7 protein-coding genes are annotated in these 12,442 nt (G+C 50.3%); all 7 read right to left on the bottom strand.

The features are described 5' to 3' along the window. Window positions 1–19: 19 nt before the first annotated feature. The gene (locus ACYU8Y_RS21590; protein WP_460940178.1) at window positions 20–913 is read right to left on the bottom strand and encodes a phytanoyl-CoA dioxygenase family protein; all 894 of its coding nucleotides are present in this window, start codon (window positions 911–913) and stop codon (window positions 20–22) included. Between the two features lie 21 nt (window positions 914–934). Beyond that, on the bottom strand, window positions 935–2,095 hold the full coding sequence (locus tag ACYU8Y_RS21595; protein WP_460940179.1) for a Gfo/Idh/MocA family protein: 1,161 nt from the start codon (window positions 2,093–2,095) through the stop codon (window positions 935–937). A gap of 2 nt (window positions 2,096–2,097) precedes the next feature. After that, window positions 2,098–2,955 (bottom strand): sugar phosphate isomerase/epimerase family protein, encoded by an 858-nt coding sequence (locus ACYU8Y_RS21600; protein WP_460940180.1) that lies wholly within the window; start codon window positions 2,953–2,955, stop codon window positions 2,098–2,100. Between the two features lie 86 nt (window positions 2,956–3,041). Next, window positions 3,042–4,733 (bottom strand): RagB/SusD family nutrient uptake outer membrane protein, encoded by a 1,692-nt coding sequence (locus ACYU8Y_RS21605; protein ID WP_460940181.1) that lies wholly within the window; start codon window positions 4,731–4,733, stop codon window positions 3,042–3,044. Between the two features lie 24 nt (window positions 4,734–4,757). After that, window positions 4,758–7,949: a SusC/RagA family TonB-linked outer membrane protein gene (locus ACYU8Y_RS21610; RefSeq protein WP_460940182.1), complete on the bottom strand. Its 3,192-nt coding sequence runs from the start codon at window positions 7,947–7,949 to the stop codon at window positions 4,758–4,760. 100 nt (window positions 7,950–8,049) lie between these two features. Further along, window positions 8,050–9,102, bottom strand: a complete 1,053-nt coding sequence (locus tag ACYU8Y_RS21615; RefSeq protein ID WP_460940183.1) for a glycoside hydrolase family 5 protein — start codon at window positions 9,100–9,102, stop codon at window positions 8,050–8,052. A 634-nt stretch (window positions 9,103–9,736) separates the two neighbouring features. Then, the gene (locus tag ACYU8Y_RS21620; RefSeq protein WP_460940184.1) at window positions 9,737–12,394 is read right to left on the bottom strand and encodes a glycoside hydrolase family 78 protein; all 2,658 of its coding nucleotides are present in this window, start codon (window positions 12,392–12,394) and stop codon (window positions 9,737–9,739) included. Between the last annotated feature and the right edge of the window lie 48 nt (window positions 12,395–12,442).

The following is a 12,442-nucleotide window of genomic DNA, read 5'->3' on the forward strand; positions in this document are numbered from 1 at the left end:
ACCCCTCATTTTAAGTAATTTACGCTAACTGCTCGTCCGGGAAATTATATTCTCGTTTCCAGGTCTGGCTCATGTCGGGATATTGCCGACGACAAGCCAGGTATTCTTCCATCATACCACGCATGGTAGGGCTGAGCGTTGCCATGTATTCCGGCGTGAGCAGATCGCCGTTCAGCAGGTAAAAATGCCACGTTGGTGGATACGCAGCACTGTGGTAACCCATGTGCAAGGTCCGTCGCGGAATTTTCATCTTCTCCGTAAAGCCTCGGTGAATCAGGTTGTTGTTGTACAATACGGCTTGCCCGGCTTTCAACGGGACCGCGATTCCACCCGGCATCTCGACGCCAACGGGGGCATAATGTTTGGAACCCTGGAAAGCCTGATTTTCGGCTTCCGTGTTCGGGCGATTATGACTACCCGGAACCACCCAGAGCGAATTTTCGTCCACCAAGGGTAGGTTGATCTGTACACTGTTGTGGAACCGTTCGGGCGAAAACAACCAGTCTTCGATTTCAGCTTGTGGAATCTGAATGATGTCCCGGTGCCACCCTAACGAGTATTCCGTACCCTCGTTGGCGGCCAGAATAGAGGCATTGTTAACGATGAGGTTCGGTCCAATTAGTTCTTCCACCGCTCTTAAAATGACCGGATGGTGGAAGGCGTGGTGGATGGTTTCGGTTCCGGGCTTGGTCAGTAGATGAAAATAATATTGACGCGCTTCTTTGCCAAAATCCCGGATCTCATCCCCTAAATGCTGAAAAGACGAACTTCGTTTTTCCGTATCAGTCGATTTAACTTTAGGACTGATCAACGCGTCCATCAACGCTCTAAATTCACCGATTTCAGTCTCGGTCAGTACGTCGATGATCACGTAGCCATCCGTTTCGAATTTCTCTTTGTTAGACACACTCATGGCATTGAGATTTAGTTAGTTTTAATTGAGTTTAACGCGCTGACCTGTCGCAGCTGATTCAAGACCCGCTTCAAGCACAGTGAGGATTCGTAAGCCATCCGAAAAATTCGGTTCAATCGGTTTATTGCCGTCGATAGCCCAAAGGAAGTCAACGACCGCATGCACAAACGTGTGTTCGTAGCCAATGATGTGCCCCGGCGGCCACCAGCCCTGCATATAGGCGTGGGTAGGATCGGTAGCCTGAATCGTCCGAAAGCCTTGCTCACCGGCCTCGTCGTTTAGCGAATAGTATTGTAGCTCGTTCATGCGTTCCAGATCGAATTTGACACTCCCTTTACTGCCGTAGATTTCGAAGGTGAGGCCGTTCTTTTTACCGGTGGCAAAACGCGTAGCTTCGAAGGAGCCAACCGCGCCGTTTTGAAACTGAACCAGCATCAAAGCCGCATCTTCAACCGTAACGGGACCTCTCTGGTCACCGAGCGTTTCAGCGGTCAGGTTGCCCGACGTTGATTCGTCGGCCAGTGGGCGTTCGGTAACGAAATTGGTGGTCAGGGCCGAAACCGTGTCGATGTCGCCGACCAGAAAATGGGCTAGATCGACAGCGTGCGAATTCAAATCCCACTGCGGACCGGCTTGTGCGGTTTCTTTTCGCAGTTGCCAGGTCAGCGGGAAGTTTGGATCAACAATCCAGTCCTGCTGATACGCACATCGCCAGTGAAAGAGTCGACCAAGCTTACCAGTCTGGATCATTTTCTTAGCCAGCAGAACCGCTGGCAAACGCCGGTAATTGTGGTTGAGATAATGCGTTACGTGATTTTCTTCGCACACCCGCAGCATTTCTTCCGCCTGTCGGGTGTTCATAGCCAGCGGTTTCTCGCAAAAAATGTGTTTTCCAGCCCGTGCCGCAGCTATAGCTACTTCGTAGTGAAGGTTCTGAGGAAGGGCCACGTCGACAATGTCAATATCGGGTCGGGCGATCATTTTCTTCCAGTCGGTTTCGGTTTCCTCCCAGCCCCATTTCTGCGCAAATTCCTGTAAAGACGCCTGATGCCGTCCGCAGGCCACTTTTAGCACCGGCTGGCTTGGTACGTCGAAAAATAAGGGCGCTTTTTTCCAGGCATTACTGTGGGCGCGGCCCATGAACTTGTAGCCGACGATACCAATGTTGAGTTGCTTGGCCATGTTTACAGTCCTGCCGTTATCGTTCTGAGTGCCTGAATACTTTGCCTGACCACATCCTCTTCCCGGTCTGTGTAATCGGGATGCAGAAAATCGACCTCCACCGCCAGAAAACCGGAGTAGTTGTGCTGACTCAATAGCTGCGCGAGCTTTTCATTCGGGATCAGACCCTCACCAGTGGGTACGCAGGAGAAGAAATACCACTCATTGACCGGAACGCCCTTGACGGGTCGTAAATCCTTGATGTGCGTCGCGTACACGTAAGGGGCCAGCTTTTCCATCGCCTGAATCGGGTCATCCAATACCCGCAGGAAATTACCGGAATCGAAGTTTACCCCGAAGTGCGGTGAGTTCACTCCTTTGACTAGCTGCAAGATTTCGTCGGAGTTATAGTCGATGTGATTTTCAACGGCTAGCTTCACGCCATTACGTTCGGCAATTTGGGTCGCTTCCGTAAACATTCGGGTCAACTTTTCTAGTTGCGGCTCGTGCGGCTCGAAGCGGAACATCAGGCTACTACCCACAACGCGCATCACATCGGCACCAATCAGCCGGGCGTATTCGATGTGCTGTACCATTTCGTCGAATGCCCGCTCATTGCTGCCTCCTTCCAGACCATCGGGGTGGCCCCAGGCGTACACCCGATCCATGCCGGACGCATCAAGATGCGCTTTGACCCCTTGCAGATACGAATCGTCAAACTGGGGTATAAAACAGGATTCCAGTGAAACACCATCGATGCCGAGGCCATTAATTTTCGTCAGAAAATCCTCAAACGAAAGGCGGTGCTCGGGTTGATTTTGTCCGGCGTACACCTCGCCAAACAAACGGTGATAGCAGTAACTATCGATGCCTACTTTCATACAATACGGGTTAATGATTAATCAAACATTCGTAGCCGTTGCCTTATGTTGGGGACGAAGGCAATGGCTCGCCAAAACTATGTTACTTACCAACCCGGATTGTTTTCATTTATACTCGTATTACCATTGATTTCATTCAGTGGTATCGGCAACAGCAAGTGTTTTTCCTGCCGACGCTTGATGATATTATTAGCGTCGATATCGATTTCGTTCATGGCTTGCAGGTAGATACCCCAACGCCGTAAGTCCCAGGCACGGTGACCTTCCAGCGCTAATTCCCGCTGACGTTCCTGGAGAATATAGGATCGCAATTGTTGCTGGTTCAGGGTTGGTGCGGGACTAGCGCCACTCCGGGTGCGTACGGCATTGAGTGCTTCATAAGCCGCTGACGTTGGACCGCTTACTTCGTTTTCAGCTTCGGCAAAAATTAACAGTGTCTCGGCGTAGCGGATGAACGGAAACGGCATATCAGCCCGCTGAACCGTGCGATCAGCAACCTGCGCGTACTTGCTGAGTTTGGCTATGTGAAACTGATCGGGCGAATAAATATCCGTTGGCAGATAGCCTTCACGCGTCGAAACGGTCGCGCTGTTTTTTACCTTCAGGCTGTCTTTACCCGGATAATAATGCCAGGCGGCATTGCTGAACATGCGCCAGCGGTGCTGAACCCCGTCCGTAATCCGCTGGTCGTTGTCTTCGAATAACTCGTACCAGTGGTCCGACATACCGTATAACGCACCGTCGATAGCTCCGTTGGCCATCAGAAACCCTACGTAATGATAGGACAGGAAATTGCCGAATTGCTCAGAACCCGAAATAGCGTTCATTTGCCAGAGATGCTCTCCCCGGTTGCGATTCGCGATGCTCCAGACATCCATGTATTTCGAAAAAAGACCGATGGGTGAACCAGCTTTCTGCATGTCGATCACTTCCTTGGCTTTCTGACGGGCCAGCTCGAAATACGTAGCGGCATTGAACGATTCATGGCCAGCTACCACCTGCTTGGTATAGGTATGCGCCGTTGGTGGAATCCGCCGTCTCACGTTACCAACGGTTTCATATTGTTTGCCACCCAATACGGTAACCTGTGCTCCCTTCAACGCCCCCGATGCCATCGTCAGGTACACTTTGGCTAACAGCGTCTTGGCGGCTTCCTGACTTAGTCGTCCCGCTTCGTATTTGGCATTCGTGCGGGTGTATAGCAGTTGCTCGGCCTGCTTCAGATTCTCAACGATATGCGTATACACGTCACTCACGGAAGCGCGGGGCTGGTTGGCATTCTCGCCTTCCGTAACCGACTTTTTGAAAATAGGTACAGGGCCAAAGGCTTTTACCAGTTGAGAATAAGCCCAGCCTTTTAGAAAGTATAGCTGACCGAGCGCATTGTTTTTCGCGCTCTCGTCAATCGTCATCTTATTGATCTTGGTGATGGCGTAGTTGCTCCGTTCGATCAGCGTGTAGGGGCCACCCCAGAACGTGTTGATGTCGGACGTAGACTGAAAGTTACCCGCTCCCATGGCCTGAAAAGCAAAATCTTTTCCGGTAATATCATCGGCATCAACTTCCAGTGGCCGATTGTACACGGCATAGGCAAAAAACGATCCGCTGTTCAGCGTATTCAGCACACCGTTGACCCACAGTTTCGCATCGGCTTCGGTAGTCGTGCCAATCTGGTCAGGGCCAACAAACGAGTAGGGTGTTTCTTCCAGGGCTTCTTTGCAGGAGGCACTGCTCAACAGGGCGATCAGCAAACTGGTGACTACTTGTATTTTTTTCATGGCGAGGTAAGGCTTAGGAGTTCGTTAGAAAGCGGCTTTTACGCCCAGGGTAAAGGTTCGGTTGTTGGGGTACGAGTTCATATCCACCCCCCGGCGCGACGCATCGGCGCCAAACGAATTGACATCCGGATCATACCAGCTGTAGTTGCTGATCGTGAATAAATTACCGACGCTCCCGTACACATTGATGCTTTCGACCGACTTAAACGGCGACCGGAACGTATAGCCCAGATTGACGGTCTTCAACCGCAGGTACGAAGCGTCCTCCAGATAGCGATCCGAGAACAGCATAACCCGAAGCTGTGACGCATCGGCTCTCGGCCATTTGGCGTTTTCTTTGTTTTCTTCCGTCCAGCGGGTGTCGTAAGCCCATTGGGGTGCGTTTCCGAGCTGGTTCATCCGAATTTTAAACAGGTTCGTATTGATGATACTCCCGCCCTGTACGCCCTGGAAAAAAATGCTGAGACTGAAATTTTTGTAGCTGAAATTGTTTGTAAAACCGTAGGTAAAATTCGGGTTTGTATTACCGATAATCGTTCGATCCGTGCTTTCACTGAGGCTGGACGGGTTGTTATCCATTTGTTTGTACCTGATTTCCCCAAGCTTGGCTCTGGCCTGTGTTTCACTGAGTTTAGAAAACTGCGGGTCGGCTCTCACTTCTTCCACCGTGTTGTAATATCCATCTTCGACTAGCCCGTACACAGCACCAATCGAGTGGCCGTTCCGCTGAATAAAGATGTTATCGTACTGGTAGTACAGTCGGGGGGCAAACTGGTCAGCTGGCAGATCTAAAATCTTGTTTCGGTTGAACGAGATGTTTCCGTTAAAATCCCACTTGAAGGCTGGCCCCTGAATAAGAGCCGCCGTAGCACTTATTTCCAACCCCCGGTTTTCAACCGTACCGTAGTTGGTTAGCATCGTTGAAAAGCCGTTGCTGGGTGCGATCTGGATGGTTTGCAGGAGGTCTTTCGTACGTTTGTAGTACAGATCGACCGTCAGATTCAGCCGGTTGTTAAGCAGTCCGATGTCAGCTCCTGCATCGTACTGAGACGTTGTTTCCCAGCGGATATTTGGATCGACGAGTCCGCGTCCGTTATCAACGGCGAAACCACTTTGCTCCACCCCGTTGAACGGTACGTTAGCAATGATAGTCGTGTACAGGCTTCCGTACGGACCGATGCCCTGATTACCCGTCTGTCCGTAGCTAGACCGGAATTTAAGGGTAGAGAAGATACCAAGATTTTTAATAAACGCTTCCTGATCGGCGTTCCAGGCCAGCGCGAACGATGCGAAATTAGCCCACTTGTTATTGGTGGCAAACTTACTTGAACCGTCCCGGCGGAACGAAGCAGTAAACAGGTATTTGCCGTTATAGCCGTAGTTAATCCGGCCCAGTACCGACATAAGCGAATTATCGCTCCGACCGTTTTGCAGCGGTGACGGACGAAGTCCCGCCCGTAAGTTGAAGTTCTGGTTGAGGTCGTTCGGAAAGCCGGTAGCCGACATCGTGTAAAAATCGGACACGCCTTTTTCGTACGTGAACGCGCCAACAGCATTGATACTGTGCTTTTGGGCTAACACCTTCTTGTAGGTCAGAATCGATTCGGTTGTAAACTGTGAGTAGTTATTATCACCGATCATACCATAGCCATTGACGGGTGCCCGGCCTTCATTCAGGTCACGACCGTAGTACACCTCACGCTTATTGAGGTTGTAGTTATAACCCATGCGCTGACGGAGGTTCAGGTTCGGCGTAAAATTGGCCTGTACGAACGCCGTTGTGTAGACGCGAGTCGAGTAGGTCATATCACGGGCCGACTGCGTCGTTTTGTACGGGTTAGCCAGGTTCGAGTTGTTGATCTGCGATTCACGCAGCACGGAGTTCGGATCATCGACCGGATACGTCGGTGGGAAGAAAATGGTCGAACTAATTAGGCTGGGTTGCGCGCCGGAGGTGTTGGTTTTACCAAACTGGTAGGTTGAGTAGGCAATGTTATTACTCGTCCCAATGGTCAGGAACCGCCCGATGTTCCGCTCCAGGTTGAACTGTATACCATACCGCTTAAACCCCGAGTTAAGAATGATGCCCTGCTGATCGAGGTAATTTCCCGAAATCGAATACGTACCCCGCTCATTACCCCCCGAAACGTTCAGCGTGTAATCCTGCGTCAGCGCCGTTCGAAAAATCTGATCCTGCCAGTTGGTTCCCTTAAACCCGGCGGGGTAGGATGTGCCTTGGGGCAGACCGTTCAGGTAATCGGCTGGACCGGGTAGGTATACGGTTTCTCCCGTTACGGGGTCTTTGCCCGTTTGCCCTGGAAACGGTACTTCCAGCGCCGTTCCAATGTATTTACTCGCATTGGCATAGGCTTCATTCTGCAACAAGGCATACTGATAGGCATCAAGCATCGGAATTTTCTTCGATACCTGAGCCGCGCTGGTATTGACCGTAAATTCCACGCGGTCTTTACCGGCCCGACCTTTTTTGGTATTGACCAGTACGACACCGTTGGCCCCCCGCGATCCGTAAATGGCGGTCGCTGAGGCATCTTTCAACACCTCGATACTTTCGATGTCCTGCGGGTTAAGGCTCGACAGTACGTTGATCGTCTGCATCGTACCTTCCGCACCGGCTGGCGTTCCGGCTGACGTGAACGGAATGCCGTCGACAACGTACAGGGGTTCGCTACCCGTAAACGAGTTGGCCCCGCGAATCAGCAGGCTGATACCACCGCCCGGCGCGCCATCCCCTTTGTTTACGTTTACCCCGGCAATCTGCCCTTGTAAGCTCTGGTTGACACTGATCGGAATATTTCGCAGCAGATCCTGTCCTTTAACGACGCCAACTGAACCGGTCAGGTCCCGCTTGTTAACCGTACCATACCCAATGACTACGACCTCATTCAGATTTTTGGCGTCAGGTAGTAATGACAGATCGATGGTGCTTTGTCCCGCCAGTTTAATCTCCTGAGGAGTGTAGCCGATAAACGAAAAAATCAGAACGGCGTCGGGCGACGGAGCCGTCAACGTATACTTCCCGTCCGCGTTCGTTATGGTACCGGTTGTGGTTCCTTTGATACCAATACTTACTCCGGGTAGGGGCTCACCCGTGTCGTTTGCTTTGACGGTCCCTCTAACCGTAACTGACTGCGCCCATCCGATTGATGAGACGAGCAAGAGTGGCAGGAGGAACCACAATACATAGTGTTGCTTCATAAAAAATCAAGGTTTAGAAGGTATGTACTAGAGATTAGGAAAAAGAAAGCAATAGCAACCCAGCCTGCTCGAAGCCGGATTAGTACGAAGGATCATTGGTTTATTGACAAGCTCTATTCGCTTGTTTGTACTTTTCAAGTACCTGCATCTGTGGCCGGTCTACCCCTTTCCTTGGCGTTACGGCCAGGGAATAATCACCCCAGCGCGAACCAGCTGCCCAGTACGTCCCACCCAAACAATTGGTCTGGATGTATTGCAGAAAGTTGTCGAGCGTTACCAGCCAACGCGGATCATTGTCGGGCACGCCGTATTCTCCAATGAATCCTTTTAACTGGTTTGTTTGTAGCCAGTTGACAAAAGGCTTGACGCGTTCAATGCCTGTCGTTGGGCTAGCTTTTTCGTCGTCGTAGTTATGTTTGTAGGCTCCGGATGCATCGTTGTCAAAATAGATATGCGCTTCGAACAATAGGTTATTTGCCGGGTCAACCAGGTTTTTCAGGTTGTCACTAACCCGTGGCCATCGCTCCGCCGAACTCCAGCTATCTCCTCCAACCAGTATAGCCGTTTTTGAATCTACGTTCCTGATCTGCCTGATACTGCTTTGCGCAATCGTAAACCAGGGCGTAGTCGTTAGCATATCGTGGGGCTCATTCATCAACCCATACCCCCAAATGTTGTCATACTCCTTGAACTCAATTGCCAGTTTTCTCCATACATCGCCCAGGTCGGCTACCGAAAGCTGGGGCGAGCCGATTAATTGTTCCGTTCCGCCAATGAACCGTCGGCCATAATTATGCAAATCCAGAATCACCCAAATTCCCCGTTGTTTGGCGTCTTCTACAAACTTTTTCATTCGAGCCAGTTCCGTAGCATCCAGATTACCATTTTTCTCGGGCTGGATTCGCTCCCATCGAAACGGCAATCGGATCAACGTCATACCCTTGGCCTCGCAATAGTCCAGGTCAGCAACTCCCGGATAGCTATACGTTTTTTCGTATCTACCTGGCATCTCGGCACCAAACTCAGCACCCGCTAAATTGAGACTGAAAGCGGCAGGCGGCCGTTTGGTCAACGTGGACATATCCGGCTCACGGGGCAAGTTTATGCCAAGAGAGACTAAAAACAGTAAGCTCGCGCTGAAGTATTGCTTCATCTGTGTATGGTCCGAATGTTTCGCATCTGTACAGGTTCAGATCGTTGCCCTTCAACAGTGTCAATAGAAAATACCAGTTTATAAAACTGAATTAGCAATTACTAACGGTATAGCATATACGTGTTACTTTACAAGCAGCTTGTACTGCCTGATTATTCAATACACGTACTATTACCAAGTGCATCTTTCAATGTACTGGTTAAAGGCGGTTTTATCCTCCTCCTGTTGATGGAGCTAGTCTATCAAACCCGTATTGCCTGAAATGTTGGCTTTGCCCCAATCCAATGTCTTTCAATGGTTATATCGGCGGGTGGGTGGTGTCGGTTTCTCAAAACCGACACCACCCACCCAGCACCCTATCACGCGTTTTACGAATTCCAGCCAATACTATCTGACGGTCAAACTTAATTATTGCTTAATACGATGTGAATAGAACCAGGGGCTTTCATAGTTAACGTACACTTTAAAATAGTGTACGTTAACTATGCTTGTCAAAAGTATAAACTATCAGGAAACAGACCAAATATTTTTGTACTTATTTTATTAAAAATTTGCACCTAACATCATCACCGTACTATTTAATGAATGTACGGTCAAAGCATAGGTTCCGAACAAGACGCAACGCAGCAAATCGTTACTTTATATCGAACTGATACGTACCGGATTGGAGCGTGTATGTCGAACTAGTGGCGTTCTGACCGCTTTGTGAAGCCTGGGTGAAAGGCTTGTTACCTTCAAACACTTTTTGTCCGCTGGCAACGGGAAGCTCAACGGTAGCGGTTGAGTTAGGCGGGACAACCACGGTATAAGCAATCCCTTTGCCTACCCGTTTCCAGCTTGAGCGAATGGTTCCATAAGGACTTTCATAAGTAGCGTCAAAATGATTTAGGCCGATAACGTACTGCGGTTTAAGGAGTATATGTTTAAAACCAGGTTGTTGCGGATCGGGCTTGATACCACCAATGCCTTTGAACAACCAGGCACCAATTTCCCCAAACATGATGTGGTTCATGGATATATCGCTCTTGGCATCAATCGGCCAGTTTTCGTAGAGCGTTGTCGCTCCGTTCACGATCCACCATCCCCAGGAAGGAAACGTTTCCTGCGAGGCTATCTTGTACGCTACATCGGCGTAGCCATTCTCGCTTAGCGCATTCAGGATCGCTTTCGTTCCGAGTAATCCAACGTCCAAATGAAAGTTATCGGCTTCAACCCGCTTGGCCAGATTAGCGGCTACTTTACTTTTTAGTTCTTCGGGAACCAGCCCCCAATACAGCGGAATGCTTAGTTCGGTTTGCAGACCTGTTCCGTATTGAGCGGTTTGCCGGTTCAGGTATTTAGCATTGATAGCGGACTTAATCTTATTGGCCAACGCGGAGTAATACGTATAATCGGCTTCTTTACCCAACAGCTTAGCGGTCTTGGCCAGAATAGAAACGTCTGTGTAATAATACGTTGACGAAGTAAGCTCTACTGGTGATTTTGATTTAACCGGAACCCAATCGCCCAGCCCCCACTCCGTTAGACCCGACGGACTTTGCTCATTGATGTGATCAACATAGCGTTTGATATTGTCGTAGCAATCCGCCAGCAACGTTGAATCGCCGTAGAACAGGTAGGCATTCCAGGGGATAATCGCAATGGTACTAGTCCAGTCAGGACCATTGGCCCATTCGTAGCCCCAGCCACCGGTTGGAATAATGGCGGGCAATACGCCGTTGGGCTGTTGCTCGTCGCGGTGATCAGCCAACCATTTCTCGTACACCGTAATACCATCGAAATTATAAAGACCCGTTTCAATGGCGATGTGTGCGTCGCCGGTCCAGCCATTTTTCTCCCGTTGCGGACAGTCCGTTGGGTAGCCGAACAGGTTTGATAAGTAAGCGTTGTTGGTGGCCCACCAGATCTTGTCAATGGTTGGGTTAGACGATTTTACCTGACCAATTGGGGGTACATCGCTGTGCATAAAGTAGCCCGTCAGACTCGAAGCCGTTAGCTCGACCGGCTTGTTGCTGGTCACCTCTACGTACTGAAAACCCTTGTAATTGAAAAACGGCATAAACGACTCGTCTCCCTTGCCGCTAAGGGTAAACAGATCCGTTTGAAATGGATCACTGGTACCGACAGGCCGGTAATGGACGTCGATGTTTGATTGGTCAACGTGTCCATTCGGGTAAAGTCGTTCGCCATGCTTTAAGCGAAGCACGGTTCCCGCCGATCCCTGTGCCCGAATATGGCTCACCCCGGCTATGTTACGCCCCAAGTCAAAGACATAGGTCGTATCGTTAAGCTTTTTAAACGTTTTCGTTGGAATCCGTTCGACGTTGCGGATGGGTTGAAGCGCCTGAGCAACAATCGTTTCGGACGGTGTTGCCCGATAAATAACGTCCTTCCAGTTGCGGTCATCAAAATTTGCCGTGTTCCAGCCGGGTTGCTCCAGTCGGGCGTCGTAATGCTCAGCGGTGTAAATACTGTTGAACAACAACGGGCTTAGCGCCGTCTTCCAGTCTTTACCGGACGTGATGGTTTCAACCGATCCATCGTCGTACGTGAGACGCAGGTCTAGACAGAAGGTAGGGCGACCGCGCCAGGGCGCTTCGTGAAAGTACCAGACCGCCGTCGATTGGTGGTTGTACCAACCGTTACCGAGCAGCACCCCGATGGCGTTTTTACCGGATTGTACAAGAGACGTAACATCATGAGTTACGTAAAGAGTCCGGCGATCAAAACGTGTGTACATGGGATCAAGGCGATGATTGCCCACTTTCTGCCCGTTTATGTATAGTTCATACAAGCCCGCTACGGCTATGTACGCCCTGGCTGATTTGATCTTCCTGGCGGCTTGAAAGCTCCTACGGAAATAAGGAGCCGGTTTAAGATTGATATCCCGGCTATCGCTGATCCATGACCCTTGCCAGTTTTTTTTATCCATCATGCCGGTTTCAAAGCTGGCTACGCTACTCGTTGCCAACTTTACGCCGTCCTGATCCCACACTTCTACCTGCCAATAGTACTTGGTGAAGGGACGTAACGGTTTCCCGGCATAGCGCACAAGCTGTTGTTTTGACGTTAGTTTACCCGAAGTCCACTCATTCGCCTGACCCTGGCTAACGGCTATTGAATCGGTGCCAACCGTGAGTTGGTAAGCCGATTGGGCTGCTCCCCGCCGACTGTCATCCAACCGCCAGGTCAATCGTGGTTGGGCCGCATCAATACCTAACGGATTGACCAGGTGTTCGCATTGTAAATGAACCGGCTTACCAGTCGTTTGTCCGTAAGCAGTGGTAGCCATAAGCAAAACACCAAGGCTTATACGAAGGATTTGAAAAACGGGCGTTAA

It is taken from the genome of Spirosoma humi, from assembly GCF_054776575.1.

Excerpts from the sequence above, each read along its gene's own strand:
- ACYU8Y_RS21610 (WP_460940182.1), bottom strand. The coding sequence starts at position 7,949 with ATGAAGCAACACTATGTATTGTGGTTCCTCCTGCCACTCTTGCTCGTC.
- ACYU8Y_RS21600 (WP_460940180.1), bottom strand. The coding sequence starts at position 2,955 with ATGAAAGTAGGCATCGATAGTTACTGCTATCACCGTTTGTTTGGCGAG.
- ACYU8Y_RS21615 (WP_460940183.1), bottom strand. The coding sequence starts at position 9,102 with ATGAAGCAATACTTCAGCGCGAGCTTACTGTTTTTAGTCTCTCTTGGC.
- ACYU8Y_RS21605 (WP_460940181.1), bottom strand. The coding sequence starts at position 4,733 with ATGAAAAAAATACAAGTAGTCACCAGTTTGCTGATCGCCCTGTTGAGC.
- ACYU8Y_RS21590 (WP_460940178.1), bottom strand. The coding sequence starts at position 913 with ATGAGTGTGTCTAACAAAGAGAAATTCGAAACGGATGGCTACGTGATC.
- ACYU8Y_RS21595 (WP_460940179.1), bottom strand. The coding sequence starts at position 2,095 with ATGGCCAAGCAACTCAACATTGGTATCGTCGGCTACAAGTTCATGGGC.
- ACYU8Y_RS21620 (WP_460940184.1), bottom strand. The coding sequence starts at position 12,394 with ATGGCTACCACTGCTTACGGACAAACGACTGGTAAGCCGGTTCATTTA.